25 protein-coding genes are annotated in these 26256 nt (G+C 73.3%); 12 read left to right on the top strand and 13 right to left on the bottom strand.

Annotation, left to right across the window (positions count from 1 at the left end; all coding sequences use genetic code 11):
- Positions 1 to 45: 45 nt before the first annotated feature.
- Positions 46 to 867, bottom strand: a complete 822-nt coding sequence (locus tag ACFYPG_RS19725; protein ID WP_355007244.1) for a DUF1206 domain-containing protein — start codon at positions 865 to 867, stop codon at positions 46 to 48.
- Between the two features lie 59 nt (positions 868 to 926).
- Positions 927 to 1292, bottom strand: coding sequence for a hypothetical protein (locus ACFYPG_RS19720; protein WP_355007243.1), 366 nt, complete (start codon positions 1290 to 1292; stop codon positions 927 to 929).
- A 96-nt stretch (positions 1293 to 1388) separates the two neighbouring features.
- On the opposite strand from ACFYPG_RS19720, the gene ACFYPG_RS19715 reads away from it, so the two are divergent.
- Together ACFYPG_RS19715 and ACFYPG_RS19710 are read left to right on the top strand one after the other, a co-directional pair.
- Positions 1389 to 2615: a cysteine desulfurase-like protein gene (locus ACFYPG_RS19715; protein WP_355007242.1), complete on the top strand. Its 1227-nt coding sequence runs from the start codon at positions 1389 to 1391 to the stop codon at positions 2613 to 2615.
- Entirely contained in the window at positions 2612 to 2899 is a 288-nt protein-coding gene (locus ACFYPG_RS19710; protein ID WP_210785216.1) for a GNAT family N-acetyltransferase, read from the top strand. Before ACFYPG_RS19715 ends, ACFYPG_RS19710 begins: the two co-directional genes overlap by 4 nt.
- Positions 2900 to 2908: 9 nt before the next feature.
- Here ACFYPG_RS19710 and ACFYPG_RS19705 read toward each other — a convergent pair whose 3' ends face one another.
- The gene (locus ACFYPG_RS19705; protein ID WP_387353252.1) at positions 2909 to 4399 is read right to left on the bottom strand and encodes a glycoside hydrolase family 3 protein; all 1491 of its coding nucleotides are present in this window, start codon (positions 4397 to 4399) and stop codon (positions 2909 to 2911) included.
- A 217-nt stretch (positions 4400 to 4616) separates the two neighbouring features.
- On the opposite strand from ACFYPG_RS19705, the gene ACFYPG_RS19700 reads away from it, so the two are divergent.
- The 4 genes from ACFYPG_RS19700 to ACFYPG_RS19685 all read left to right on the top strand — a co-directional run bounded on the left by ACFYPG_RS19700 (position 4617) and on the right by ACFYPG_RS19685 (position 8077).
- Entirely contained in the window at positions 4617 to 4742 is a 126-nt protein-coding gene (locus tag ACFYPG_RS19700; RefSeq protein ID WP_255750123.1) for a hypothetical protein, read from the top strand.
- Between the two features lie 87 nt (positions 4743 to 4829).
- On the top strand, positions 4830 to 5780 hold the full coding sequence (locus ACFYPG_RS19695) for a TIGR03557 family F420-dependent LLM class oxidoreductase (protein ID WP_355007240.1): 951 nt from the start codon (positions 4830 to 4832) through the stop codon (positions 5778 to 5780).
- Between the two features lie 73 nt (positions 5781 to 5853).
- Positions 5854 to 7485, top strand: a complete 1632-nt coding sequence (locus ACFYPG_RS19690) for a RecQ family ATP-dependent DNA helicase (RefSeq protein ID WP_355007239.1) — start codon at positions 5854 to 5856, stop codon at positions 7483 to 7485.
- Positions 7486 to 7573: 88 nt separating this feature from the next.
- On the top strand, positions 7574 to 8077 hold the full coding sequence (locus ACFYPG_RS19685; protein ID WP_355007238.1) for a hypothetical protein: 504 nt from the start codon (positions 7574 to 7576) through the stop codon (positions 8075 to 8077).
- Here the strand turns inward: ACFYPG_RS19685 and ACFYPG_RS19680 are convergent.
- Positions 8067 to 9656, bottom strand: coding sequence for an MFS transporter (locus ACFYPG_RS19680; protein ID WP_387353250.1), 1590 nt, complete (start codon positions 9654 to 9656; stop codon positions 8067 to 8069). The genes ACFYPG_RS19685 and ACFYPG_RS19680 overlap by 11 nt on opposite strands.
- A gap of 82 nt (positions 9657 to 9738) precedes the next feature.
- Between ACFYPG_RS19680 and ACFYPG_RS19675 the strand changes: the two genes are divergently transcribed.
- Positions 9739 to 10500: a TetR/AcrR family transcriptional regulator gene (locus ACFYPG_RS19675; protein WP_355007236.1), complete on the top strand. Its 762-nt coding sequence runs from the start codon at positions 9739 to 9741 to the stop codon at positions 10498 to 10500.
- Between the two features lie 9 nt (positions 10501 to 10509).
- Positions 10510 to 11544 carry a helix-turn-helix domain-containing protein gene (locus ACFYPG_RS19670; protein ID WP_387353249.1) on the top strand — a complete coding sequence of 345 codons (1035 nt, stop codon included), beginning with the start codon at positions 10510 to 10512 and terminating at the stop codon, positions 11542 to 11544.
- Positions 11545 to 11699: 155 nt separating this feature from the next.
- On the opposite strand, the gene ACFYPG_RS19665 is transcribed toward ACFYPG_RS19670, so the two are convergent.
- From ACFYPG_RS19665 to ACFYPG_RS19630, 8 genes are read right to left on the bottom strand one after another with little or no spacing between them, the layout of a single operon-like run.
- The gene (locus ACFYPG_RS19665; RefSeq protein WP_355007234.1) at positions 11700 to 12683 is read right to left on the bottom strand and encodes a DNA topoisomerase IB; all 984 of its coding nucleotides are present in this window, start codon (positions 12681 to 12683) and stop codon (positions 11700 to 11702) included.
- Positions 12667 to 13620: a glycosyltransferase family 9 protein gene (locus ACFYPG_RS19660; protein ID WP_387353248.1), complete on the bottom strand. Its 954-nt coding sequence runs from the start codon at positions 13618 to 13620 to the stop codon at positions 12667 to 12669. The genes ACFYPG_RS19665 and ACFYPG_RS19660 overlap by 17 nt, the downstream gene beginning before the upstream one ends.
- A complete protein-coding gene (locus ACFYPG_RS19655; RefSeq protein WP_387353246.1) occupies positions 13617 to 14318 on the bottom strand; it encodes an SDR family oxidoreductase in 702 nt (233 codons plus the stop codon). The genes ACFYPG_RS19660 and ACFYPG_RS19655 overlap by 4 nt, the downstream gene beginning before the upstream one ends.
- Positions 14315 to 15775: a PfkB family carbohydrate kinase gene (locus ACFYPG_RS19650; protein WP_387353244.1), complete on the bottom strand. Its 1461-nt coding sequence runs from the start codon at positions 15773 to 15775 to the stop codon at positions 14315 to 14317. Before ACFYPG_RS19650 ends, ACFYPG_RS19655 begins: the two co-directional genes overlap by 4 nt.
- Before the next feature lie 40 nt (positions 15776 to 15815).
- Positions 15816 to 16532 carry an SIS domain-containing protein gene (locus ACFYPG_RS19645; RefSeq protein WP_387353459.1) on the bottom strand — a complete coding sequence of 239 codons (717 nt, stop codon included), beginning with the start codon at positions 16530 to 16532 and terminating at the stop codon, positions 15816 to 15818.
- A complete protein-coding gene (locus ACFYPG_RS19640; RefSeq protein WP_355007230.1) occupies positions 16529 to 17746 on the bottom strand; it encodes a glycosyltransferase in 1218 nt (405 codons plus the stop codon). The genes ACFYPG_RS19645 and ACFYPG_RS19640 overlap by 4 nt, the downstream gene beginning before the upstream one ends.
- Positions 17731 to 18705: a glycosyltransferase gene (locus ACFYPG_RS19635; protein WP_355007229.1), complete on the bottom strand. Its 975-nt coding sequence runs from the start codon at positions 18703 to 18705 to the stop codon at positions 17731 to 17733. The genes ACFYPG_RS19640 and ACFYPG_RS19635 overlap by 16 nt, the downstream gene beginning before the upstream one ends.
- A complete protein-coding gene (locus ACFYPG_RS19630) occupies positions 18702 to 20378 on the bottom strand; it encodes an HAD-IIIA family hydrolase (RefSeq protein WP_387353242.1) in 1677 nt (558 codons plus the stop codon). Before ACFYPG_RS19630 ends, ACFYPG_RS19635 begins: the two co-directional genes overlap by 4 nt.
- Before the next feature lie 155 nt (positions 20379 to 20533).
- Between ACFYPG_RS19630 and ACFYPG_RS19625 the strand changes: the two genes are divergently transcribed.
- The 3 genes from ACFYPG_RS19625 to ACFYPG_RS19615 all read left to right on the top strand — a co-directional run bounded on the left by ACFYPG_RS19625 (position 20534) and on the right by ACFYPG_RS19615 (position 22895).
- Complete coding sequence (locus tag ACFYPG_RS19625; protein WP_355007227.1) at positions 20534 to 20974, top strand: SRPBCC family protein; 441 nt, start codon at positions 20534 to 20536, stop codon at positions 20972 to 20974.
- Between the two features lie 2 nt (positions 20975 to 20976).
- The gene (locus ACFYPG_RS19620) at positions 20977 to 21978 is read left to right on the top strand and encodes an SDR family oxidoreductase (protein ID WP_387353240.1); all 1002 of its coding nucleotides are present in this window, start codon (positions 20977 to 20979) and stop codon (positions 21976 to 21978) included.
- Between the two features lie 149 nt (positions 21979 to 22127).
- A complete protein-coding gene (locus ACFYPG_RS19615; RefSeq protein ID WP_355007225.1) occupies positions 22128 to 22895 on the top strand; it encodes a polyprenol monophosphomannose synthase in 768 nt (255 codons plus the stop codon).
- A gap of 173 nt (positions 22896 to 23068) precedes the next feature.
- Here ACFYPG_RS19615 and ACFYPG_RS19610 read toward each other — a convergent pair whose 3' ends face one another.
- A complete protein-coding gene (locus ACFYPG_RS19610) occupies positions 23069 to 24676 on the bottom strand; it encodes an NAD(P)/FAD-dependent oxidoreductase (RefSeq protein ID WP_355007224.1) in 1608 nt (535 codons plus the stop codon).
- 72 nt (positions 24677 to 24748) lie between these two features.
- Here ACFYPG_RS19610 and ACFYPG_RS19605 point away from each other — a divergent pair, with 72 nt between their 5' ends.
- A complete protein-coding gene (locus ACFYPG_RS19605) occupies positions 24749 to 26182 on the top strand; it encodes an aldehyde dehydrogenase family protein (RefSeq protein WP_387353238.1) in 1434 nt (477 codons plus the stop codon).
- Positions 26183 to 26256 lie beyond the last annotated feature (74 nt).

The following is a 26256-nucleotide window of genomic DNA, read 5'->3' as shown; positions in this document are numbered from 1 at the left end:
CGGGCAAAAGCCCAAGAGTGCCCGTCATCCTCAGAATCGACCAGCTCAGACCTTGCGGTACCGGGACTGGAGGAAGCAGTAGACGCCGAAGGCGGCGATGCCGAGGGCGACCAGGGCCAGCAGGAACGTGCCGTACGACTGCTCTTGCAGGGTGTGCAGCGCGGCGTCCAGACCACGGGCCTTCTCCGGGTCGTAGTTCACCGCCGCCACGATGACCAGCAGACCGGCGATGCCGTAGGCGACGCCCTTGGCGATGTATCCGGCCATGCCCAGCCGGCGGGCGAGCTGGCGGGTCTTCGGGCTCATCTCGCCGGTCTTGAGGTGCTTCTCGAACTTCTTCCGGGCGCCGTAGATCGCCAGGCCGATGCCGATCGCGGCGACGACCAGCCCGGCCAGGCCGACAAGCCAGCGGCCACCGCTGGAGGTCATCAGCTTGCCGGTCAACGCCTCCTGCTGGTCGGCGCTGTTCGACGAGGCGTCGGAGAAGACCTTGAAGGCGGTCCAGGCGAAGTAGAGGTAGACGATGGTCCGGCCGGCCGAGGCGACCCGCTCCATGACCCGCTCCTTGCCGCGCTCGGCGCGGTGCCCGACCGCCGCCTCCAGCGCCTGCCAGATCGCCATCGCGAGCAGGCCGACCGCGACGGCGATGACCAGGAACTTGCCGAGGGGCTGAGCGGAGAGGGTACGCAGCGCGCCGGACTGGTCGCCGTCGTCGGACGACGTACCGAACGCGATCTGCAACGCCAACCAGGCGAAGAGGAGATGGACGATGCCGTAGCCGATGAAGCCGGCCCGGGCGAGGAGTTCCAGCCACCGGCTGTCCGCCGTTCGGGAGGCGGTGGCTTCGGCGCTACGGGTGAGTGACATGGCGTCACAATCTCCGATTCTGAAGATTCCCAAACGTCGGCCACCGCCGCCCGCCCGGATCAGCTGCCCGGGTTGCGCGCTACGCGGATCTTGACCTGCTGGTCGGTCACGCTGTCCAGGGTGACAGCGAAGCCCCCGGCCTCGGCGGCCTGCTGGCCGGTGGTGAGGGTGAGCTGCTCACCAGCGACCTCGACGGTCACCTGGTCACCCTCGGCGCCGACCAGCTTGGCCTCGACGCCCAGGATGGTGGTCCTCGCGTCGACACCCCGCTCGAAGGTGACCGTGCAGGCGTCCAGCGCACAGTCGGTGGAGGCGCCCTGGGAGCTGCACCCGGCGAGCACGGCGAGGCCGAGCGCCAGACCGGCGAAGAGACCGGCGGCGCGGCGGACGGCGGGAATGGGCATGGTGGCGGGTCGGTTCGTCACCCCGCCAAGAGTACGAGACATCCGCGACGACACCGCCCAACGGTGATCACCTGGCGGCCGACCAGCGTACGAGGAGCACCGGCTAGGGTCCGGGACATGCCGTTCGACATCGCCCGCACCCGGGCCGCGTACCCCGCCCTGACCGAGGGCTTCGTCCACTTCGATGGTGCCGGCGGCACCCAGACCGCAGCCGGTGTGATCGACGCGGTCACCGATGCCATGAGGTCGGCGGTCGGCAACCGCAGCGCCGCCTTCGTCCCGGGCCGCCGGTCGTTGGAGCTGGTGGCCGAAGCCCGCTCGGCGGTGGCCGATCTGCTCGGCGCCGACCCGGCCGGGGTGGTGCTCGGCCCGAGCGCGACCGCGCTGACGTACACCCTGGCCCGCACGCTCGGAGCGACCTGGCGCCCGGGCGACGAGGTGGTGGTGTCCCGGCTCGACCACGACGCGAACGTGCGGCCGTGGGTGCAGGCCGCCGAGGCGGCCGGCGCGACGGTGCGCTGGGCCGAGGTCGACCGGCACACCGGTGAGCTGCCCGCGGCCCAGTACGCGGACCTGGTGGGTGAGCGGACCCGGTTGGTCGCGGTGACCGCCGGCAGCAACGCCATCGGCACCATGCCGGACGTGTCGGCGATCGCCAAGACCGCGCACGCGGTCGGCGCGCTGGTCCACGTCGACGGGGTGCACTCGGTGCCGCACGGGCCGACCGACCTGGCCTCGCTCGGCGCCGACGTGCTGGTCACCAGCGCGTACAAGTGGTCCGGCCCGCACCTGGCGGCGATGGTGGCGGACCCGGCCCGGTGGGAGGCGTTGCGCCCGGCGAAGCTGGTGCCGTCCTCCGACGCGGTGCCGGACCGGTTCGAGTACGGCACGCCGAGCTTCCCGCTGCTGGCCGGCGTGGCCGCGGCGGTGGATCACCTGGCGGGGCTGGACCCGGACGCGGTCGGGGACCGGCGGGACCGGCTGCGGGCCGGGCTGGCTGCCGCCCAGGCGCACGAGGAGGCGCTACTGGACCGGCTGCTCGCCGGGCTGGCGCAGCGGCCGGCGATCACCGTCTACGGCTCGCCGGCGCGGCGCTGCCCGACGATCTCGTTCCGGGTCGCCGGGATGTCCCCGGCCGCCACCCAGGAGGCGTTGGGTGCCGCCGGGTTCTGCCTCTCCGTCGGCGACTACTACGCCTACGAGTACTTCCAGCTGATGGGTCTGCGCGACAGCGGCGGCGCGGTGCGGGCCAGCATCTACCACTACAACACCGCCGAGGAGGTGGACCGTTTGCTCGGCGAACTCGACGCGCTGGCCGACCAGGCGGGGAGAATGGCCGGATGAGCACCCTGGTCGAGGACAACCCGGCGAAGCACCGCTTCGAGATCCTTGTCGACGACGCGCTGGCCGGCTTCACCGCGTACCTGCCGCGCGGGGAGGTGCTGGTCTTCACCCACACCGAGGTGGACCGGGGCTTTCAGGGCAAGGGGGTGGGCGGCACGCTGATCCGCGGCACCCTGGACCAGCTCCGGGCACGCGGCACGACAGTGGTGCCGCAGTGCCCCTTCATGGCCGCGTTCATCGACAAGCACCCCGAGTACGCCGACCTGGTCGCCGACCTCCCGTAGCGCGGGCGGTCAGAGGGCGCCGGTGAGCACCTCGGCGGCGGCCCGTCCACTGGCCCGGGTGGCGCCGTGGGTGGCCAGGTGCACCGCCCCGGTGACCAGCTCGGGCACGCCCAACTCGACCACGACGGCGTCCGGGCGGGCGGCCAACGCGCGGTGCACGGCGGCGCGCATCCAGTCGTGCCGGTGCTGGTCACGGACGACCAGGACCAGGGGGCGGCTGCCTGCCCCGGCGCCCGGGTCCGCCGGCACGTCGGGTTCGGCGTAACGGACCGTGCTGGTGCCGGGCAGCAGCTCGGTCAGTGGTCCGCCGATGCCCCACGGGGTTTCGGCGCCGATGGCGATGTTGCGCGGCGGCTCGAACTCGACGACGTGTGCCGCGCGGGTGAGGGGCAGCGCGACCGTCGTACCCGGGGCGGTGGTGACCCGGACGGCCCGGCGGGCGGCGACCAGCCCGACGTCGGCGGCGGCGCGCGCTCCGGCCAAGCCGGAGTTGCGGGCGGCCACCGTCCAGGCGGCGAGTTGACCGACGCGCTTGGCGGCCTCGGCAAGACGCTCCTCGGGCAGCTCACCGGAGACGACGGCGGCCACGATGGCGTCGCGCAGCTCGCGGGCGGCCTGCTCGTCAGCCCGTTCACCGCCGATGCAGATGGCGTCGGCCCCGGCGGCGAGGGCGCGGACCGTGGCCCCGGCGAAGCCGTACCGGTCGGCGACCGCGCGCATCTCCATCGCGTCGGTGACCACCACACCGGAGAAGCCCAGTTCGTCGCGGAGCAACCCACCCAGGATGCGCTGACTCAACGTCGCCGGCAGGTGCGGGTCGAGGGCGGGCACCAGCAGGTGACCGGTCATCACCGCCTGCACCCCGGCGGCCACAGCGGCGCGGAACGGGGCCAGTTCGCAGGCGTCCAGCCGGTCCCGGTCGGCGGTGATCCGGGGCAGGTCGTGGTGTGAGTCGACCCGGGTGTCGCCGTGGCCGGGGAAGTGTTTGGCGCAGGCCGCGACGCCGCCGGCCTGGAGCCCGCGGACCCAGGCGGCGGTGTGCCGCGCGACGAGCACCGGGTCGGCGCCGAAGGAACGGACGCCGATCACCGGGTTCGCCGGGTTGGAGTTGACGTCGGCGTCCGGGGCGTAGTTGAGGGTGATCCCCGCCGCGGCCAGCTCGGCGCCGAGGTCCCGGGCGACGGCCTCGGTCAGCCCCGGGTCGTCGACCGCCCCGAGGGCGAAGTTGCCGGGCCGGGAGCTGCCGTGCACCGACTCCAGCCGGGTGACGTCGCCGGCCTCCTCGTCGATCGCCACGATGACGTCCGGCCGTTCCGCGCGCAGCGTCGCGGTGAGGGCGGTCACCTGCTCGGTGTCGACGACGTTGCGGGCGAAGAGCACCACCGAGCCGAGACCCTCGCCGAGCCAGCGGCACACCCAGTGCGGTGGGGTGGTGCCGACGAAGCCGGGTTGCAGGACGGAGGCGGCGAGCGCCGCGAGGTGCCCGTTGGAAGTGGTCACGCCACTCCCTCGCAGTGATCGAGATCGATCACCGGCGACGGTGCGCCCCCGTCGATCCGCTGGTTGCGCTCGCTCATGCGGCCCCCGTACCCCATCTCTCGCGCGCCCTCGGCGCACCGCCACCGGCAGGCGGTTCTGCCATGGTCACACTGAGCGATTCAATAGTCAATAAACCTTACAGTTGCCTGGCGGCCCGTTCCCCGGGGAGAGTGCGGGGATGGATCCCGTCCTGCTGGCCGACGCGACGAGCCCGGCCGACATCCCCGGCGTACGCCTGCTCGGCCTGGTGGTCGGTGCCCTGCTGCTCCTCGCCGCGATCCGGGCGATGTTCGGGCGACGCTGACCCGCCCGCGGCGAGAACCGGTGTGACCGGGCGCCGCCGGGGTAGGGCTCTCCCCATCAGCAGGTCCGCGTGCCGAAGGGGTAAGCCATGAAGATCGGATATTTTCTGTCCAGTGAGGAGTACACGCCCGCCGAGTTGCTGGCGCAGGCGCGCGGTGCCGAAGAGGCCGGCTTCGAAGCTCTGTGGATCTCCGACCACTACCACCCGTGGGTGGACGCCCAGGGCCAGAGCCCGTTCGTCTGGTCGATGATCGGCGCGCTCAGCCAGGTCTGCTCGCTGCCTGTCACCACGGCGGTGACCTGCCCGACAGTACGGATCCACCCGGCCGTCATCGCCCAGGCGGCGGCGACCAGCGCGGTGCTGCACGGTGGACGGTTCGTGCTCGGCGTCGGCACCGGCGAGGCCCTCAACGAGCACATCTTCGGCGACGCGTGGCCGCAGGCGGACGTCCGGCTGGAGATGCTGGAGGAGGCCGTCGAGGTGCTGCGGGAGCTGTGGAAGGGCGGTTTCGTCAACCACCACGGAAAGCACTACACGGTGGAGCACGCCCGGATCTACACGCTGCCCGACACTCCCCCGCCGATCTACGTCTCCGGCTTCGGACCGAAGGCCATCGACCTGGCCGCCCGGATCGGCGACGGCTACGTGAGCACCATGCCCGACGGCGAGATGGTCCGCCGCTTCCGCGAGAACGGCGGCGGCGACAAGCCGTGCCAGGCCGGATTCAAGGCGGCGTACGCGGACAGCGAGGACGAGGGGTTGCGGATCGCGTACGAGCGCTGGCCCAACGCGGGGGTGCCGGGTGAGCTGTCCCAGGTGCTCCCCTCGCCACGGCACTTCGAGCAGGCCTCCGAGCTGGTCGAGCCGGAGATGCTCAAGAAGGCGTTCGTCTGTGGCAACAGCGCCGACGCGCACCTGGAGATGATCGACAAGTACGCCAAGGCCGGCTTCGACGAGGTCTACGTGGCCAACACCGGCCCGCACCACCAGGGTCTGTTCGACCTGTACCAGCGCGAGGTCCTGCCCGGCCTGCGCTGAGCCCCTGGCACCCGAGCCCATGATCTTCCGAATGCGTTTCGGTTGTCCCGGGCTCGGGTACCTCCGGCCCTCGATGAAACTGTCCACGCATTCGATGACGTTGCGCCGCGCCGCCCGCAGCCTGTTCGGCTGGAACGCGCTGCGGCCCAACCAGTTGGCCGCCATGCGCGCGGTCATGAAGCGACGCGACGCCCTGGTGGTGCTGCCCACCGGTGCCGGCAAGTCGGCGATCTACCAGATCCCGGCCAGTCTGATCCCCGGTCCCACCGTGGTGATCTCTCCGCTCCTCGCCCTTCAGCAGGACCAGATCGCCTCCCTCAACGAGCGGCAACGCCCGGAGCTGCGGGCGGTGCGGATCAGCTCGAACGAGTCCGCCAGCCAGCAGGCCGAGGCCCTCGCCGACGTCCGCGAGGGCCGGGCGGAGTTCCTCTTCATCACCCCGGAGCAGCTCAGCAACCCGGACCGGATGGCCGAGGTCGCCGCGCTGAAGCCGGCGCTGGTGGCGATCGACGAGGCGCACTGCATCTCGGCCTGGGGGCACGACTTCCGCCCCGACTACCTGGCGCTCGGGCACCTCATCGAGGGCATCGGAAGGCCGCCGGTGGTGGCGCTCACCGCCACCGCCTCCCCGCCGGTACGCGACGACATCATCGCCCGGCTGCGGCTGCGCGATCCGGACGTGGTGGTCTCCGGGCTGGACCGGCCCAACCTCTTCCTCGAGGTGGCCCACTGCCCGGACGAGGACTACCGCTGGCGACGGCTGATGACGCTGCTGCGCGACGAGGGCCGGCCGGGGATCATCTACGTGCCGACCCGCCGCGCCGCCGAGGAGCTGGCCACCCGGTTGACCGACGCCGACTTCCCGGCGCAGTTCTACCACGGTGGGATGCCGATGGGTGCCCGCGCGGAGCTGCACGAGGCGTTCCTCGCCGACCAGGTCCCGATCATGGTGGCGACCTCGGCGTTCGGCATGGGCATCGACAAGCCGAACATCGCCTGGGTGGTGCACATGGCGCTGCCCGACTCGCCGGACAGCTACTTCCAGGAGATCGGCCGGGCCGGGCGCGACGGGCAACCCGCCCGGGTCCTGCTGCTGTGGCGGGCTGAGGACGTGGGCCTGCAGCGGTTCTTCAGCGGCGGCCTGCCCGACGAGAACGAGCTGCGCGACCTGGCCGCTCTGCTGCGCAAGAAGGCAGCCACCAAGACCGAACTGCGCGAGACCACCGGCCTGGGGCCACGCAAGCTGGGCCAGTACCTGTCCCTGCTGGAGCAGGTCGGCGCGGCCGAGCCGCGCGCCCGGCAGCGCATCGGCGCCCCGCGCTACTCCCCCGCCGCGGTGGACGCCGCCGCGGCGGCCCTCGCCGAGGCGGAACGTCAGCAGACGGTGACCCGGTCCCGGACCGACATGATGCGGGCCTTCGCCGAGACCAGGGCCTGCCGGGGGCAGACCCTGCTGGCCTACTTCGGCGAGCAGATGAGCGACGTCTGCGGGCACTGCGACAACTGCCACAACGGCACCAGCGTGGCCGACCAGGGTGCGGTCGGGCCGTTCCCGGTGCACAGTCAGGTGCGTCACCCGGAGTGGGGGCCGGGCATGGTGCTCTCGTACGAGGAGGACAAGATGACCGTCCTCTTCGAGGAGGTCGGGTACAAGACGTTGTCGGTGCGCGTGGTGTCCGAACAGGGCCTGCTGACACTGGACTAGCCTGACCCGGGCGCCGGTTGCGGCCCCGGTGGATCGACAAAGCAGAGCACCGATTGACCAAGAAGAGCAGGGCGGAAGGGGCGTTGTCGTGATCGAGCAGCCGGCGTACACCGGGTTCGGTTTCTCCGACGAGGAGTGGGGGCTGCTGGTCGGCCTGCCACAGTCGGTGTTGACCGCGGCGAGCGCCGCCGAGTCCGACGGCACCCGCCGGACCATGGCGGAGAACGCGGCCGGACTGGAGACCATCGCCGCCGGCCGGGAGTCCGCCAGCCCGCTGGTGGTCGCCGTGGCCGGCGAGATCGTCACCCGGGTCGGTGACCCGGAGGCCGGCGAGGAGCTGCCGGTCATCGCGCCCGCCGACCCGGGGGCGTACATCGACGACGTGCTGCTGCGGGCCGGCGAGGCCGGCACGTTGCTGGCCGCGCGGGTCGACGAGGGTGAGGCCGGCGCGTACAAGCACTGGCTCGTGAAGATCGCCGAGCAGGTGGTGGGCGCCGCTTCCAGCGGTGGGCTGCTGGGCATCGGCGGCGAGTCGGTCAGCGACTCCGAGCGGCGTTTCCGCGACCGGCTCGCGCACGTGCTCATCGACTGACCGACGACAACGACGTGTCGGCCGGACCGGTCGGCTCGGCGGCCAGCGCCGCAGGGTCGGCCGGCCGGACGCCACGCAGCGCGACGAGCGCGGTGAGCGCGCCCAGCAGCATCACCGCCATGGCGGCGTACGCGGCCAGGTGCAGCCCGTCGGTGAACGCCACACCGGCGGCGTGCCGCACCGCGTCGGCCAGCTCCGCGGGCAACCCCTGGGCGACCGCGAGCGCACCACCCAGGGTCTCCTGGGCCGCCGCTCCGGCGTCGGCGGGCAGCCCGGCCGGAAGGCCGTCGACGATCTCGCGGCGGTAGACCGCCGCGCCCACGCTGCCCAGGATCGCCATCCCCAGCGCACCGCCCAGCTCGCTGCTGGACTCGGTCAGCGCCGAGGCGACACCTGCCTGCTCGGGCGGCGCCGCGCCGATGACCAGCTCGGTGACGAGAGACATCACCATCACCAGGCCGGCGGCGTAGACACTGGCGCCGGCGAGCAGCAGCCACAGCGGCGTCTCCGGGGTGACCCGGGTCAACACCACGAAACCGACCACGGCGATTCCGAACCCCGTACCGATCAGGTACGCCCGTTCGACGCGCTGGGCGAGGGCGGCGGCGGCCGGCGCGACTCCGCCCACGGCGAGGGACGGCACGAGGCTCCACAGTGCCGCCCGCAGCGGGCTCAGGCCGAGCACCAGCTGAAGGTGCTGGGTGGTGAAGATGGCGAAGCCGACGATGGCGAACATCGCCAGCAGGTTGACAGCGAGCGATCCGGCGAAGCCGCGGCGGCGGAACAGGGCGAGGTCGACCATCGGGTACGCCTGGGTCCGCTGCCGGTGCAGGAAGAGCGCCCCCACCAGCAGACCGCCGACGATGGCGAGGACGCGCGCCGGGCTGAGGCCGTCCCGGGCCATCTCCTTGATGCCGTAGATCACCGGCAGCAGCGCCCCGAGCGACAGTGCCGCGCTGACCAGGTCGAACCGCCCGGTCGCCGGGTTGCGAGACTCGGGCACCAGGAGCGGCACGAGCAGTAGCAACATCAGCATCGCCGGGATGTTGATCAAAAAGATCGAGCCCCACCAGAAGTGCTCCAGCAGGATGCCGCTGAGCACCGGCCCGATCGCGATGCCGCCGGTGAGAGTGGCGGTCCAGACGGCGATGGCGGTGCCGCGCTGCTTGGCGTCGTCAAACATGTTGCGCACCAGCGCGAGCGTCGAGGGCATCAGGGTGGCCCCACCGACGCCGAGCACGGCACGCGCGGCGATGAGCGTCGCGGTGCTGTCGGCGTACGCGGCCAGCAGCGACGCCGCGCCAAACGCGGCCGCGCCGATCAACAGGAGCCGGCGTCGGCCGATCCGGTCCCCCAGAGCGCCCATGGTGATGAGCAGCCCGGCCAGCACGAAGCCGTAGATGTCGAAGATCCAGAGCTGCTCGGTGGCGGTGGGACGCAACTCCGCGCTGATGAACGGGACGGCGAAGTAGAGCACCGACACGTCCATCGAGACCAGGAGCAGCGGCAGCATCAGCACGGTGAGCCCGATCCACTCCCGTCGGCCCGCTCGCGGTGCCGGTGTGGTGGTGATCGCCATGATCAGTTCTCCTTCTGCGTATGACGTACGCTATTATGCGTAGACCATACGCAGAACTAGGATGGCGGGGCAAGGAGGAAATGTGGCGGCGAAGACAGACGACGGCGGGCCCGTACTCCCGCCGGCCATCGAGAGCGCGTGGGGGCTACGGGAGCGGCCACCCAAGGGCCCCCGGCCGGGAATGAGCGTGCCCACCATCGTGGACGCCGCCGTACGCGTGGCCGACGCCGACGGCCTGGCGGCCGTCTCGATGAGCCGGGTGGCCAAGGAGTTGGGCGCCGCGACCATGGCCCTCTACCGGTACGTCGGCTCGAAGGACGAGCTGCTCATGCTCATGGTGGACACCGGGTACGGCCCGTCCCCCGGCCCACCCGCACCGGAAGACGACTGGCGCGCCGGCCTCACCCGGTGGGCCTGGGCCGAGCACGAGGTGCTGCGGCAACGGTCCTGGCTGCTGCACGTGCCGATCAGTGGCCCACCCATCACCCCCCAGCAGCTCGGCTGGCTGGAGGACGGGCTGCGCTGCCTCGACGGCACCACGCTCGGCGAGGCCGAGAAGATGTCGGTGCTCCTGCTGATCACCGGGTACGTCCGCAACGAGGCCACCCTCGCCTCGCAAATCGCCGAGGGCAGCCGGGCGGCAGGCGTCGAGCCCAGCGAGATGATGCCGGCGTACGGTCGACTGGTGGCCCGACTCATCGACCCGGCCCGTTTCCCCGCGCTGCACCGGGTGCTCAGCGCCGGTGTGCTCAACCAGGACGACGACCCCGACGACGAGTTCGTCTTCGGCCTGGACCGGATCCTCGACGGCGTCGAGGCCCTGATCCAGCGCCGAGCGGGCTGAGGGAGCCCCATGCTGCCGAGAAACACCATCGACACCACGGTCCTGCCGCCGAGCGAACGGTTCGGTATGTGGCTGGACCTGGTGGCGCGCACCTCGGCGCCGCTGCGCATCCGGTCCGCGCACAGCGACGACTTCGCCGCCCGCGCCGACTTCGTCGAGCTCGGCCCGATCCAGCTGGTGCAGTACGCATACCCGTCCCTGGACGCCACCCGGAGCCGGAAACTGGTCCGTCAGTCCGACCCGGAGCTGTACATCCTCGCCCTCACCACCGGCGGCGTCGGCACGTCCAGCCAGGACGGTCGCCGCAGCGAGATCCTGGCCGGCGAGTTCACCTTCTACGACGGGTCCCGGCCACACGACGTCTGCCATCACGCCATCGAGCCCGAACGGGACCAGGCCACCTCGATCATCACGCTGATCCCGCACGCCGCGCTACCCCTACCGCCGCAGCGGATGGCAGCGCTCTACGGCGGCCGGATGTCCGGCAGCGAGGGGATCGGGGCGTTGCTGGCGCAGTTCCTGATCCAGGTGACCGGGCGTCCCGAGCAGTACCATGCCGCCGACGCCAGCCGGCTCGGCGCGGTGGGGCTCGACCTGGCCACCACCATGCTCGGCCGGCACCTCGTCGCCGAGGACGCCGTGCCGACCGAGGTCCGCCGCCGGGCGCTGCTCACCCAGGTGCAGTCGTACATCCACCGCCACCTCGGCGACGCGACCCTCGGCCCGCAGGTGGTCGCCGACGCCCACCACATCTCGGTGCGGTCCCTGCACCGGTTGTTCGAGGCCGAGGACACCACAGTGGCGTCGTACATCCGGGAACTGCGGCTGGCCCGGTGCCGGCGCGACCTGGCCGACCCGGCGCTGCGCAACCAGCCGGTGCAGACCGTCGCGGCCCGGTGGGGCTTTTCCGACAAGGCCCACTTCAGCCGGGCCTTCCGCGCCGCGTACGGCACCACCCCGCAGGAACACCGCGACAGCGGCTCGGATCTGGCGCGGATCGTCAACCGTCGGGCATCCACGGTCAACTCGCTGCCGGCAGACTGACACCAACGCGGCCGGCCATCACCTGGTGGGCCGCCAACGGGGGCCGTGGCGAGGCGCCCGCCGCGCGAGCGGCGGGCGGCCGCCCGGTGGCACCCCGCTGAGGCCCGAGGCTCCGGCTCCGTCGCGCTTCCCCCCAGAATCGCCGACGGGGCCGGTCAGGCCTCGTCCAGCAGCTTCAGGACCACCTGTTCAGCCTCTTCGCGAGGCGCCTGCGGATCCACCGACGCCACCACTCCGTCGTGGTAGAGGTCGACCACCCGGGGATCCACGTAGGACGCACGAGCCACCGTCGGCGTGTTGCCCAGCAGCTCCGCCACCGCACGCATCACAGCGACCACCGCCTTGCGCCGGGCGGTCACCGAGCGGGCCGGACCGGCGGTGGCCAACTCGGTGGCCGCGAGCACAGTGGCGTGCCAGGTGCGGAAGTCCTTCGCGGTCATCTCCCCACCGCTGGCGTCGCGCAGGTAGCCGTTGACCTCGTCGCTGCGCACGTCGCGCCACTCCCTGCCGTCCCAGTAGCCGAACAGCCGCTCCGCCCGTCGTCGACGACGGCGCAGATTGGACAGCACCTGGCACAGCTCCGGGTCCTCGATCCGGCGTACCTGCTCGATTCCCCCCTTCGCGGGAAACACGAGCACCACGCAGCCGCCTCGGGACCGGGCATGCTCGGGACGCAGGGTGGCGACCCCGTAGGTCGGGTCGTCGCCGGCGGCGTACTGATCGCTGCCGACCCGGAACATCCCCATGTCCAACAGTCGGGCCACGGTGGCCAGCACCCGGTCCCGGCCCAGTCCGGGCCCGTCCAGGTCGCGCCCCACCCGCTCACGCAGCGCCGGCAGCCGCCGGGCCACCTCCAGCACGCGGTCGAACTTCGCCTCGTCCTGCTTCTCCCGCCACCGCGGGTGGTAGATGTACTGCTTGCGTCCGGCTGCGTCGATCCCGATCGCCTGGATGTGCCCGTTCGGGTGCGGCGCGATCCACACGTCCTGCCAGGCCGGCGGGATGACCAACTCCCGCAGCCGGGCCAGGACGTCCGGATCCCGCACCGGCGCACCGGACGGGTCGACGAAGAGCCAGCCCCGACCGCGCCGACGCCGTCCGTACCCCGGTCGACCCGGGTCGCTACGCCGCAACCGCACCGGAGACCCGCACCACCCTCTCCACCTCGGCCACGGCGGCCAGCACCTCGTCGAGGCGCAGAGCCGCCATCGTCGGGTGGCTTCCTACCCCATCCCACCTGGGCCAGTCTCCTTCGCCGGCCCAGAGCACCCGGTGCCGTGGCCGGTCCGGTGGAGGCCCCCAGTGCGCCGGTGGCACCGGCCCGAAGAGGACGACCGACGGGGTGCCGTACCCGGTGGCCAGGTGAGCGACGCCGGTGTCCCCGCTGACGACCAGCCGGGCGTCGGCCACCAGCGCGGCGAGCACGCCGAGGTCGGTCCGGCCGGCCAGCACGGCGTCCGAGCTCAGGCCCGCCGCCTCGGCCACCCGGGCCGCCAGCGCCCGTTCGTCGGCCGAGCCGGTGAGCAGCACCCGGTGCCCCTGGTCGGTCAGTGCCCGGGCCAGACCGGCGAACCGCTCGGCGGGCCACCGCTTGGCCGGGATCTTGCTGCCCGGGTGCAGCACCGTGACACCGCTGGGCATCCCCGCCGCAGCGGGCCGACGCAGGGTCAGGTCGGCGCGGTCGGCCGGAATGTCGTACCAGGAGAGCAGCCGGCACCACCGGTCCACCTCGTGCTCGTCGGCGGCCCAGCGCGGGCCGTCGGCGAAGCCGGCGTCCGGGCTGGCGTAGGCGAACATCCGACCAGGTCGGGTCGCCGCGAGCAGCCGGTGCGACTGCGGGCCGCGCCCGTGCAGATTGACAGCGATCCACGGGGCCGACCCCGCCCGGAGAGGGCGATCCAGCCCCGCGGTGTCCACCAGCCGGTCGACGCCACCGACCAGGTCGACCAGCGGGGCAAGCCAGCCGGGCGCGGCGAGCGCCAGCTCCCGCGACGGGTACGCGGCCCGCAGCGCCCGCAGCGCGGGCACCGCGGTCACCAGGTCGCCGACGCCGAGGGCGCGCAGCACGAGGATCACGGGTACGACGTCTCCTGCTCGGCGCAGATCACCATCTCGCGCACCGCGCAACCGGGCGGCTGATTGAGCGCGAACATGATCGCGGCGGCGGTGTCGGCGGGCTCGTTGAGGTTCGCGTCCGGCCCCGGCTTGTACTGCGGGTCACGTTCGTCGAAGAACGCGGTGCGCATCCCACCCGGGATGAGCAGGGTGACGCCGACCTGACCGGCCAGCTCGGCGGCGAGGGCTCGGGTGAACCCCACCACGCCGAACTTCGCCGCGCAGTACGCGGTGGCGTCGCTGACCGCCTTGACGCCCAGGGTCGAGGCGACGGTGACGATGCGGCCCCGGGAGGTCAGCAGGAACGGCAGCGCGGCCCGGATCACCGCCGCGGTGGCCAGCAGGTCGACCGCGACGATCCGGTCCCACGTCTCCCCCGGCAGGTCGGCGAGTCGGCCCGGCACGTCGGTGCCGGCGGCGGTCACCACGGCGTCCAGGCCACCGGCCTGCTCGGCGAGGTGCCGGGTGGCCACCTCGGCGGCTCGCGTGTCGGCCAGGTCGCACTCGGTCCAGGACACCCCGTCTGCCGGCGGCTGCCGGTCCAGCACGACCGGACGGCCACCGGAGGCGGCCACGGCGGCGACCACAGCGGCGCCGAGGCCGCTGGCGCCCCCGGTGATCAGGACGGTGGGCCCGGCACCGGCCCGCGTGGCGGTCATCGGGTCCGCTCCGCGAGCGTGCGGACGATCAGGTCGGTGGTGGAACGACCGTCCAGATAGGGCACCACCACTGTGTTCCCACCCCAGCGGCGCAGGACCTCCGCCTCCGGCAGTGCGGCGCTGGAGTCCCCACCGCCGGTGGCGTAGTCGCCGCCCTTGACCCAGACGTCGGGGCGTACCCAGGACAGCGCCGCCTGCGGGGTCGGCTCGTCGAAGACGAGGACCGCGTCGACGCAGCTCAACGCGGCCAGCAGTCGGCTGCGGTCGTCTTCGGACTGCACCGGCCGGTCCGGCCCCTTCAACCCGGCCACGCTGGCGTCGGAGTTCAGGCAGACGATCAGACAGTCGCCGAGCTGCCGGGCCGCCTCCAGGGTGGCCACGTGCCCGGCGTGCAGCAGGTCGAAGCAACCGCCGGTCGCCACCACAGTGCCACCCGCGGCGCGTACCTCACCCAGGAGCCTGGCGACAGCGGCCACTCCCACCCGGTCGGCCATCGCACCACCCCGTGGTCCCGGCTGGAAGGCGCGCGGCTCCGGCGCGCTCCGGCCCCGCACCGCGGGCGTCGACGGAGGCAGCGCCGTGGCCACTCCCCCACCGGCCACGTACGCGGACGCCTCGGCGACCGCCACCTGCACCGCCTCGGAGACCAGCGCGCCCTGGGCCAGTGCGACGCTGGCCGCCGCCGCGAACCGGTCGCCGGCACCGCAGGTGTCCCCCTCCGCGCTACCGGGCGTCGGCACCACCAGCGGCGTCGACCCGGCGTGGCAGAGCAGCGCGCCGTCGCCGCCCAGCGTCACCGCTACCGCGCCGGCCCGCCACCGCCGCCGTAGTCCCTGGGCACCCCGCGACGCGGTGGCCAGTCGGGACGCGCCGGGCAGCGCGGGGACCAGCTCACGCACCTCGGACTCGTTCGGCGTGGCCAGGTGTACGCCGGGCACGGCTGCCGGGCCGCGTGGATGCGGGTCCCACACCACCGGCGCGCGGGTGGCGGCCAACGCGGCACGCAGCGCGGGCCCCCGCGCCACCCCCCGGCCGTAGTCGCTGACCAGCACCGCAGACGCCTCGGCGATCACCCGGAGCACCTCGTCGGAGGGCTGACCCGGCTCCCCGGACACGCCGCCCCGGTCGTGGCGCAGCAGCACCCGCCCCCGGGCCCGCAGCCGGATCTTCTCCGGCGTCGCGCCGGAGAGGGCCAGTGGGTACACCTGCACGCCGGCGGCGGCGAGCAGCGCGCTCAGTCGGGCCCCGCCGGCGTCGTCGGCGAGCGCCGTCACCAGCACCACCTCGGCGCCCTGCGCGGCGGCGAACACCGCCGCCAACCCGGCGCCCCCCGGTCGGTCGGTGGCCACCGTCTCGTCGAGCACCGGCACCGGGGAGTCCGGGCAGAGCCGGTTCACCACACCTTCCACGTCCCGGTCGAGCAGGGTGTCCCCGAGCACCACCACCGGTCCCCTCACGCTTGCCTCCTCATCCTCGCGCGTCGACCCGCTGTCCGGCTCACGCGTCGACCTGCCGTCCGGGCCCGCCGTCGAGCACCACCTCGACCCCGGTGCTTACCGGCGCGGCAGGCAGCCGACCGGCCGGTGCGGGCTCCCCGGGCACGGGGTGGACGAACGCCGGATCGGCGGCTGCCGCCAGCGCGGCGGGCAACTCCTGTTCGAGGTACTCGCAGAGCAGATGACTGGTCACCAGGTGCAGCTCCTGGACGATCTGGGTGTCCGGGGACGCGACGGCCAGCACGTCGTCGCAGGCCTCGGCGAGCGGATTGGGGGCGGCGCCGGTGAGCGCCCAGGTGGTCACCCCGACCTCGCGGGCCGCCCGCGCTGCGGCGACCAGGTTGGGGCTGGTCCCGCTGGTGCTCAGCAACAGCAGGATGTCCCCCGGGCGGCCGTGGGCGCGCACCTGGCGGGCGTACACCTCGGTGTAGCCGTAGTCGTTGGCGATGGCGGTGAGCGCGCTCGTCTCGGCGTGCAGCGCGATCGCGGACAGCGGCTGACGGTCGTCGTGCAGCTTGCCGACCAACTCGGCGGTGAGGTGCTGGGCTTCGGCGGCACTGCCGCCGTTGCCGGCCACCAGCAGACGACCTCCGGCGACCAGCCGGTGGGCCAGGTCCGCGCCCCAGCGCGCCAACTGTCGCTCACACCGTCGGTACGGCACCAGTGCCGCGGCGAGGTTCGTCAGATGCGTGTCGAGCAGGCTGCCCGTCGGCATCAGGCCACCACCCGGGTCGGCCGACGAACGGCGGCCACCTCGCTGTAGACCTCGACCAGCCGCTCGGCGGTGGCCGCCCACGAGTACCGTTCCCGGGCCCGCTCACGCGCCGCCGTCGCGTACGCGAAGCGCCTGATCCGGTCGTCGAGCAATCCCTGTATCGCGGCAGCCAGCGCGTGCGGGTCCCGGGCCGGCACGAGGTCACCCGTCGTCCCGTCGACAACGGTGTCCCGGATGCCGCCCACTGCCGTGCCGACGACCGGCACCCCACAGGCCATCGCCTCCAGCGGGGTCAACCCGAACGGCTCGTACCAGGGCGCAGCGACCAGCAGGTCCGCCGAGCGGTACCAGCGGCCCATCTCCTCGCGGGGCACCGCGCCGACCAGGTGCACCCGGTCGGCCACCCCGCACGACTCCGCGAGTGCCCGCAGCCGGCGGGCGTACGGGTCGGTCTCCAACAGCCCCTCGGGTGGGCCGCCGACGACCACGCACTCGGCGTCCGGCACCAGCTCCATCGCGCGGACCACGGTCTGGAAGCCCTTGCGCTCGACCAACCGACCCACTGTGAGGATGCGGGCCCGTCCCGGTTCCCGGTCGGCGGCCGGCCCGAGTGGGGCGAAGGTGGCGAGGTTGACCCCGGAGGGCACCACCGTCATCCGGGACCGGGGCACACCCATCCGGACCAGCTCACCCACCTCGTCGCGGCACTGCGCGACGATCCGGTCCACCGAGCGGCCCAGCTCCCGCTCGTAGGAGATCCGGCGGGCCGGGCTGGTGTCCTGCACTCCCTGGTAGCGGCGCTTCACGGTGCCCAACGCGTGGTACGTCTGCACCACCGGCACCCCGGTCTGCCGGCCGGCGGTCAGCGCCGCCAGGCCACTCATCCAGAAGTGCGCGTGGATCACCTCGGGCACCCAGTCGCCTCCGCGCCACCGCTCGATCAGCCAGCGGCTGAACTCCCGCATGTGCGGCAGCAGCGCGTCCTTGGCCACCGGCTCGGCCGGGCCGGCCGGCACGTGCACCACGTCGTACCCGTCCGGGCTGCGGACGGTCACCGGCAGGTCAGGTGCGTCGCGGCGGGTGTAGACCCGCACCTCGTGCCCGGCGGCGGCGAGCGCGGCGGACAGCTCCGCGACGTGCGTGTTCTGGCCGCCGGCATCCTCCCCTCCGAGGACGGCGAGCGGGCTGGCGTGCTCCGAGATCATCGCGATCCGCATACTTCCTCCTCCAGCAGCCGGTCCCAGTCAGCGAGGAAACGGTCGAGGCCGTATCTGTCGCGCGCGGCGGTTCGCGCCGCCGCTCCGGCCTGCCGCGCGGTGTCCGGTTCGGCGATGAACCGGCGGGCGGCGTCGAGCAGGGCGTCGGTCCGGGTGGCGAGCGCCCCCGCCTCCGGGGGCACCGCCATCACCGCCTCGGTGGTGGCGAGCGCGACGACCGGCATGCCGATCGACATCGCCTCGATGAGGCTGAGCCCGAGGGAGGTCCACCGGCACAGGTGCAGGTACGCCCGCCGCCGGGCCAGTTCGGTGTGCATCCGCTCCTGGGGCACGTCGTCGTGGCTGGTCAGCCGGTCCGCGGGCAGCCCGAGGTGGTCGGCCAGGCCGGCGACGCCCATGCCGAACACGTCCAACGGCGCGATCTCCGCGAACTGGGGCAGCAGGTCGGTGCCGGTGACCCGACCTCGCCGCACCGGCTCGTTGATCACCACGGCGAGCCGGTCCAGCTCCCCGGTGTAGGACGCGGAGGGGGCGACGATGCCGTGGTCGACCACTGTGGTGCGGGTGGCGCCGGTGTCCCAGAAGATCTGGTTGAACCCGGTGACGTGGGCGATGAGCAGGTCGTCGCGGTCGGCCATCGGGTGACGGGTGTTCGGCACGTCGCCCTTGGGGGTGTTGTGCTCGACGTAGATCGCCGGAAGGTCGCGGCCGGGGCGGCGACGGAGCCACTGCTCGGCCCGGTCGATCTCCTCGGGGCGTTGCAGGATGACCAGGTCGACGTCAGCGCTCGGCAGCTCCTCCGGGCTGACCTCGACCGCGCTGTCCGGCCACGGGTAGGTGCGGGCCCGGCCGAGGCCGTACGGGCCGCGGTCGGGTGTGGTGGGAATCAGGTAGCGGTGGCTGCCGTGCACGAACGACGTGGTCCAGGAGCCGTGCACGTGCCAGAGCAGGATGTTCATCGGCCGCCACCACCGCTGGCGGTGAGGGTCCGGAGCGCGTCGACCACGTCGCCCGGGTCGACGCCGCTGAGGCAGGGGTGCCCGGGGACCGGGCAACTGGCCGCCCGGGTGTCCCGGCAGGGCGCGGCGGCGTCGCCGAGCCGGACGGTGGGCACCCGGTAGGGCCCCCACTGACCGAACGGGACGGTCGGCGCGAAGAGACTCACCACCGGCACACCGGCGGCCGCCGCCAGGTGCGCGGGCCCGGTGTTTCCGACCACGACCGCGCTGGCGTCCGCGACGATCGCTGCCAACCCGGCCAGGTCGGTGCGGCCGCCCAGGTCGGTCCCGCCGGCCGCGGCGACCTGGGCGGTGACCGCCCGCTCGTCCGGGCCGCCGGTGACCAGCACCCGGTGCCCGGCGTCGACCAGCGCCCCGGCGATCCTGGTGGCCACGTCGGGCGGGCAGGCCCGGCTCGACGCGGCCGATCCGGGGTGCAGCACCACGTACCCCGGATCGCCCAGGTCGGCCGGGCGTGGTGGAACGGCGTCCCGGCGCAGCCGCAGGACCGGTTCGTCGCCGTCAGGCAGCCGATGGCCGGCGGCGGCCGCCAGGGAAAGGGCACGTTCGGGTTCGGGGACGCCCACCGGCACCCGGTGCCGGATGTCCAGCAGCGAGCCCGGATAGTCGTCGCTGATCGCCGCGATCCGGTTGATCCCCGCCATCCGCAACAGCAGCGCCAGCGGCAGGGCGGACTGGTGGAACGAGGTGAACACCACCGCCTGGTCCGCGCCGACCGCGCCCAGCCGCGCGGTCAGGCTCCGCATGGCCTCCGGGTCGACATGCCCCGGCGTGGGGTCGATCCACGGCAGCGGATGTTCGATGATCTCGTCGACGCCGGGCAGAAGGTTGGCGGCGGCCCGACCGCGCGGACCGCACAGCAGCACCACCCGCTGCGCTCCGGCCGCGACGGCGCGGATCGCCGGGCCGGTGACCAGCACGTCACCAGCCGAGTCCGAGCGGACCACCAGCGCCGTCCGTACCGGTTCGGTGGGCGGAGTCGCGGGCTGCACGGCCTGTTGGCGGCGCAGGATCTCCGCCACCGCAGCAGGCAGGTCGTTGGCCACCCACCCGGCGGCGGCGACCTCCTCCGGCCGGGTCACCGGGGTCGGCACCAGCACCCCAGCCGCCCCGGCGGCCATGGCGGCGCCGACGTCCCGGCCGATGTCGCCCACGAGTACGCAGCGGGACGGCGTCGTGCCCAGCTCGCGGGCGGCGGCGTACACCAGGCCCGGCGCCGGCTTGCGGCAGTCACAGCCGTCGGCGTCGTCGTGTGGGCAGACCAACCACGCGTCGAACCGGCCCAGCAGCTCCTCGACGCGGGCGTGCACCGCCCGCATCTGCTCGGCGGTGAAGTAGCCCCGGGCCAGGCCCGACTGGTTGGTGACGACCGCCAGCCGCAGCCCGGACGCGCGCAGCCGGTCCAGCGCCGCCCGCGCGCCCGGCACCGGCCGTACCTTCTCCGGGTCGCCGTTGTACGGCACGTCCTCGATCAGGGTGCCGTCGCGGTCCAGCAGCACCGCGTCGTAGAGCACCGCTCGGGGGCTTGCGACAGATCCGGAACCGGCGCGGTCAGCGGCGGCATACACCTGTGCTGACCTGCGCTGATACGGATCCCCCTGGTCCTGTCGCACAGCCGGCGGGTTCCCTGCGCCCCGAGGAGTAAACGTCGCCGTCGAGGGGGTGGGCCAGCGCCGCCGGCGATGCCCCGGGAAGGCCTTACCCGCCGCCCCCGAGAAGCTAACCCCGCCGGTCGTTAGCCAGCACGTGGCGTGGGTATGAAAGCCCAGTGGCGATTGTGGAGAAAGTGATCGACGCTCCCCCGCAGCAGGTGTTCGACGTGCTCGCCGACGGGTGGACGTACAGCGACTGGGTGGTGGGCACCGCACACATGCGGGACGTGGACGACGCCTGGCCTCGGGTGGGCAGCCAACTGCATCACCGGGCCGGACCATGGCCGGTCTCGTTGCAGGACGCGTCGACGGTGCTGGTCTGCGAACCGCCGCACCGGCTCGTGCTCAAGGCCGGTCTCTGGCCGGCGGGCGAGGCGATCGTGGCCTTCACCCTGGAACCGGTCGGCGACGGCGCCACCCGGGTGCGTCTCGGGGAGGATTTCGCGGCCGGACCGCTCCGCTGGGTCCACAACAAGATCAACGATCTCGTCCTGCACCGGCGTAACCGGGAGACCCTGGCCCGACTCTCCGACATCGCCACCCGACAGAAGGGGTGACAGTGACACGGACCGTGGTGGTGACCGGCGCGAGCGCCGGCGTCGGCCGGGCCGTGGCCCACGCGTACGCGGCACGCGGCGCCCGGCTGGCGCTGCTGGCTCGGGGCGAGGCGGGTCTGGTCGCCGCCGAGCGGGAGTGCCGACTGCGCGGCGCGACAGACGTGCGCGTGTACCGGGTCGACGTGGCCGACGCGGGCGCGGTGCAGCAGGCCGCCGACGACGTGGTGCACCACTGGGGCGGAATCGACGTGTGGATCAACAACGCGATGGCGTCGGTGTTCGCGCCGGCCTGGGAGATTCCGGCGCGCGAGTTCCGTCGGGTCACCGAGGTCACCTACCTGGGCACCGTGCACGGCACCCTCGCCGCGCTGCGGCACATGCGGGCGCACGGGCGGGGCACCATCGTCCAGGTGGGATCGGCGTTGGCCTACCGGGGGATCCCGCTGCAGTCGGCGTACTGCGCCAGCAAGCACGCCGTCCAGGGGTTCAACGACTCGCTGCGCGCCGAGCTGCTGCACGACTGCCCGGGGGTGAAGTTGTCGATGGTGCAGCTGCCCGCTGTCAACACCCCGCAGTTCTCCTGGGTCCGCACCCGGCTGCCCCGCCATCCGCAGCCGGTGCCGCCGATCTTCACTCCGGAGCTGGCCGCCCGGGCCATCGTCTGGGCCGCCGACCGCGGCACCAGGGAGCTGAACGTGGGTGGCCCGACCTGGCAGGCGCGGGTGGCCGACGCACTGTTCCCCGGCCTGCTGGACCGGAAGCTGGCCCGCGACGGCTACGACAGCCAGCAGACCGGTGAGAAGGTCGATCCGACGACCTGGCCGGACAATCTGGATCACCCGGGCGATGCGGACACGGACCGGGGCACGGCGGGCGTTTTCCGCGAACAGGCGCGAGACCGCTCCGCGGCGCTCTGGGTCGGCACGCACAAACCGGCGCTCTCCGGTGTGGCGCTCGCCGTCGCGGCGCTCGCACTCAGCGCTGTCGCTCGCCGTCGGCGCTGACCACCACAAGCCTCTGACCAGGGGTTAGACGCCCACGCAGAGTGGGTGGCGAGGGCCCGCAACACCCGGAAGGGGTGCCTCCCTCCGACCGAATGCGGGAACTAGATACCCTTTCCATGACCCTTGTCCGCAAACCGAGGATGACCGACATGATCAAGCCGGTGCAGTTGCCGTCGCCGTGGCGGGACGCACGCCTGACCGTCGTCGTGCCCACATACAACGAGGCGGGCAACCTTCCGACGCTGGTCGAGCGACTGCTCGCGCTGCCGCTGCCAGGGCTGCGCATCCTCGTCGCCGACGACAACTCCCCCGACGGCACCGGGGAGGTGGCCGACAAGTTGGCCATCGAGAACCCCGACCGGATCGAGGTCGTGCACCGCGCCGGCAAGGAGGGCCTCGGCCGGGCGTACGTGGACGGGATGACCCGCGCGATCGAGGGCGGCGCCGAGTACGTGGCGCAGATGGACGCCGACCTCTCGCACCCGCCCGAGGCGCTGCCAGGGATGCTCGGCGCGCTGCTCTCCACCCAGGCCAGCGTGGTGATCGGTTCCCGCTACGTGCCCGGCGGCGAGCTGGACGAGAACTGGCCGCTCTACCGCAGGGCGCTCAGCGGCTGGGCCAACCTCTACGTGCACACCCTGCTGCGGGTACGCATCCGGGACCTCACGGCCGGGTTCAAGATCTGGCGGGCCGAAGCCCTGCGCGACATCGACCTGGAGCGGGTGCAGTCCAACGGCTACAGCTTCCAGGTGGAGATGCACTACCTCGCCACCAAGCTGGGGCACACCATCCTGGAGGTGCCGATCCGCTTCGAGGAGCGGCGCGACGGCGTCTCCAAGATGACCACCGCGACCAAGGTGGAGAGCGCCCTGATGCCCTTCCGCCTCCGCAGCAAACACCGCAACATAACCCGCTGAAAGCCCGCCCCACCCACCGGCGCGGTCCCAGCCCCAGCCCCAGCCCCAGCCCCAGCCCCGATCGATCATGGAGTTGTGGTGCCCGTTTAGAACCCGGGCAGGTGCTTTGTCACCCACCACAACTCCATGATCGACGGCGGCGGGCGGTTCCGGGGGTTCCGGGTGGCGGTGGTTTAGGTGGGGTAGATGGCGCGGTGGGCGGTGGTGATGGCTGCGGCGTACGCGCGGCCGGTGAGCGCTCGGTCGCGGGCCAGGGCCGCCCGGGCGGCGTTCGCGCCGGGCGCGCCGTGCACACCGCCGCCGGGGTGCGCCGACGCGCTGGCCAGGAAGAGCCGGTCCACCGGGGTGTCCGCCCGGCCCAGGCCAGGGATCGGGCGCAGGAAGAGCTGCTGGTACGCGGCGGCGGTCCCGCCGCCGAGCGTGCCACCGACCAGGCTCGGGTTGCCCTTCTCCAGATCGGCCGGCCCGGCCACGTGTCGGCCCACGATCAGGCTGCGGAAACCCGGGGCCGCCGCCTCCAGCACGTCCTCCATCCGCTGCACGTGCCCGGCGACCTCCTCGGCCCGCCAGTTCCGCCGGAACGGCAGGTGGGTGTACGACCACAGCGACTCGGTGCCCGGCGGGGAGTGGCTCGGGTCCGCCACCGACATCTGCCCGACCAGCAGGAACGGGTCGCGGGGCAGCTCGCCACGGGCCAACTCGCTGGCGTAGTGGGTGAGCCCGTTCAGGTCCGCGCCGAGGTGAACGGTGCCGGCGCCGGCCACCTGCTGGTTCGTCCAGGGCACCGGCGCGGAGAGCGCCCAGTCCACCTTCAGCGTGGAGCCGTCCCACCGGAAGTGCGCCAGGTCCTCCACCAGCCGGGACGGCAGTGCCGCGGCGCCGACCAGGTCGAGGTAGAGCGCCGGCGCCGGCACGTCGGCGAGCACTGCCCGCCGGGCCCGCCACAGCGCGCCGCCGACGGTGCGGACCCCCATCGCCCGGCCTCGGGCGGTGAGCACCCGGTCGACCGGAGCGCCGTAGAGGATCGTCCCGCCGCGCGCCTGTAGCCGATCCACCAGTGCGTTGGTGATCTGCTGCGCGCCGCCGTCGGGCACCGGCCAGCCGATCTGCTGGCCGAGCATGGCCAGCAGCCAGCCGTACACCCCGGAGCCGGCCTCCTCCGGGGACAGGTCGGTGTGCAGGGCACAGCCGGCCAGCAGGGCCGGCCCGCCGGGACCGTCGAAGAGTTCGTCGCCAAGTTTGCGGACCGGTACGACGAGCCGGCGCGCGAGTCGCAGCGCGCCGGCGACGCGCAGCCGACGAAGGAGGCCCAGCCCGCCGCGTACCGGCGGGAACGGCGAGGTGATCGCCTCCAGCATCGGCTCGGCCACGTCGAGCCAGTCGGTGTACGCGTTGAGCCAGCGCTTACCGTCCCCGGGGGCGAACTGCTCCAGCGACGCGGCGGTGACGTCCGGATCCCGATTGATCACCGCGGCTCGACCGTCGGGCAGCAGGTGCGCCAGCACGTCCGGCGAGTGCCGCCAGGACAGCCCGTGTCGACCCAGGTCCAGGCCGCCCAGCACCGGCGAGGCGTACCCGAGGGGGTAGAACGAGCTGTAGAGGTCGCTCAGGTAGCCGGGCGCGGTGACCTCGGCGGAGCGGACCGCGCCGCCGGGCACCGCGGTCGCCTCCAGCACCACCACGTCCCAGCCGGCGTCGGCCAGCAGGTTGGCCGCCACCAGGCCGTTGTGCCCGGCCCCGACGATGACGGCGTCCGCGCTCGGCGCGGTGGTGGTTGTCATCGGATCCGCCTACCCGGCGCGCAACCGGGCGAAACGCGTTTGCCTCGTCGAGGCCGGGGCATCCAGCGCCGCATGTACACGGTTGCGCAGCTGGTGGGCGGGGTGTGGGGTGCGGGCGGCGACGGCGGCGAACTGGTGGTGCGTGATCCGGCGGACGACACGCCGGTGAGCACGGTGCCGGTGGCCACCGCCGACGAGGTGGGCAAGGCGAGCCAGGCGGCCCGCAACGCGGCGGCCCAGTGGGCGGCGACCGCCCCGGCGGAACGGGCGGCGGCGCTGCACCGGGCCGCGGACGCGGTGGAGGCGGTCATCGATGAGTTGGCGGCGGCGGTCACCGCGGAGATGGGCAAGCCGTTGGCGGACGCCCGCGGCGGCGTCGAGGCGGGGATCGGCACCCTGCGACAGTATGCGGAACTGGCGCCGCTGCGCGGGGGGCGCACGCTGAACGGCGAGACGGCCGCGCTGGACTTCCTGACCCCGCAGCCACGCGGGGTGGTCGCGGCGATCACCCCCTGGAACGACCCGGTGGCGGTCTCCTGTGGACTGCTCGGAGCGGCCCTGGTGACCGGGAACGTGGTGCTCTACAAGCCGAGCGAACGCACACCGGCGACGGGTTGGTTGCTGGCCCGAGCACTGGACGCGGCACTGCCGGCCGGGGTGTTGTCGCTGCTCACCGGCGGCCCGGAGGTGGGTGCGGCGCTGGCGGCGCAGGACGTCGACGTGGTGGCCCACGTGGGTTCCACAGCGACCGGGCGGGCGATCGCCGCCGCGGCGGCCCGTACCGGGGCGAAGGTGCTCCTGGAGAACGGCGGCAGTGACCCGCTGATCGTGGACGCGGGCGTCGACCCCGAGTGGGCGGCGGAGCAGGCCGCGCTCGGCGCGTTCGCCAACGCCGGGCAGATCTGCGTGGCGGTGGAGCGGCTCTACGTGCACCGGGAGGTGGCCGACGATTTCGTGGCCGCGCTGGTCCGACTCGCCGCAGCGCTGCGGGCCGGGCCGGGCCGGGACCCGGGCACCGAGCTGGGGCCGCTGGTCGACCGACGGCACCGGGACCACGTGCACGGCCAGGTGGCTGCCGCGCTGGCGGACGGCGCACGCGTGCGGGTGGGCGGCGAGGTGCCGGACGGACCGGGGGCGTTCTACCCGGCCACCGTCGTCACCGACTGTCGCCACGACATGCCGCTGGTCCGGGAGGAGACCTTCGGGCCGGTCGCACCGGTGGTGGTGGTCGACTCGTTCGACGAGGCGCTGCGCTGCGCCGCGGACTCCCCGTACGGGCTGGCCGCCACTGTGTTGACCCCGTCGATGAGTCACGCGCAGCGGGCGTGGCGGGAGCTGCCGGTGGGCACGGTCAAGGTCAACGCGGTGTTCGGGGGTGCGCCGGGGGGTGCCGCGCATCCGCGCCGCGCCAGCGGGCAGGGCTTCGGGTACGGCCCGGAACTGCTGGACGAGTTCACCGCGACGAAGGCGGTGCACATCGAGGCGCCGGGGGGCGGGCACTGGTGAGAACAGCACGGGCGGACGCAGGGGTGGAGCGTCCGCCCGTACCGCGTCGGTTGTGTGCTCGGGTGCGGCGGCGA

The organism is Micromonospora sp. NPDC005553 (genome assembly GCF_042871765.1).
GTDB lineage: Bacteria > Actinomycetota > Actinomycetes > Mycobacteriales > Micromonosporaceae > Micromonospora.
Note: the sequence above shows the minus strand (reverse complement) of the source record. Positions and strands in the feature narration are given on the sequence as shown.

Bases quoted from the DNA above. Each gene is read 5' to 3' on its own strand.
- ACFYPG_RS19615 (WP_355007225.1), top strand. From the start codon at position 22,128: ATGATCAAGCCGGTGCAGTTGCCGTCGCCGTGGCGGGACGCACGCCTG.
- ACFYPG_RS19700 (WP_255750123.1), top strand. From the start codon at position 4,617: ATGGATCCCGTCCTGCTGGCCGACGCGACGAGCCCGGCCGACATCCCC.
- ACFYPG_RS19695 (WP_355007240.1), top strand. From the start codon at position 4,830: ATGAAGATCGGATATTTTCTGTCCAGTGAGGAGTACACGCCCGCCGAG.
- ACFYPG_RS19605 (WP_387353238.1), top strand. From the start codon at position 24,749: ATGTACACGGTTGCGCAGCTGGTGGGCGGGGTGTGGGGTGCGGGCGGC.
- ACFYPG_RS19725 (WP_355007244.1), bottom strand. From the start codon at position 867: ATGTCACTCACCCGTAGCGCCGAAGCCACCGCCTCCCGAACGGCGGAC.
- ACFYPG_RS19690 (WP_355007239.1), top strand. From the start codon at position 5,854: ATGAAACTGTCCACGCATTCGATGACGTTGCGCCGCGCCGCCCGCAGC.
- ACFYPG_RS19640 (WP_355007230.1), bottom strand. From the start codon at position 17,746: ATGCGGATCGCGATGATCTCGGAGCACGCCAGCCCGCTCGCCGTCCTC.
- ACFYPG_RS19670 (WP_387353249.1), top strand. From the start codon at position 10,510: ATGCTGCCGAGAAACACCATCGACACCACGGTCCTGCCGCCGAGCGAA.
- ACFYPG_RS19610 (WP_355007224.1), bottom strand. From the start codon at position 24,676: ATGACAACCACCACCGCGCCGAGCGCGGACGCCGTCATCGTCGGGGCC.
- ACFYPG_RS19710 (WP_210785216.1), top strand. From the start codon at position 2,612: ATGAGCACCCTGGTCGAGGACAACCCGGCGAAGCACCGCTTCGAGATC.
- ACFYPG_RS19635 (WP_355007229.1), bottom strand. From the start codon at position 18,705: ATGAACATCCTGCTCTGGCACGTGCACGGCTCCTGGACCACGTCGTTC.
- ACFYPG_RS19655 (WP_387353246.1), bottom strand. From the start codon at position 14,318: ATGACCGCCACGCGGGCCGGTGCCGGGCCCACCGTCCTGATCACCGGG.
- ACFYPG_RS19680 (WP_387353250.1), bottom strand. From the start codon at position 9,656: ATGGCGATCACCACCACACCGGCACCGCGAGCGGGCCGACGGGAGTGG.
- ACFYPG_RS19715 (WP_355007242.1), top strand. From the start codon at position 1,389: ATGCCGTTCGACATCGCCCGCACCCGGGCCGCGTACCCCGCCCTGACC.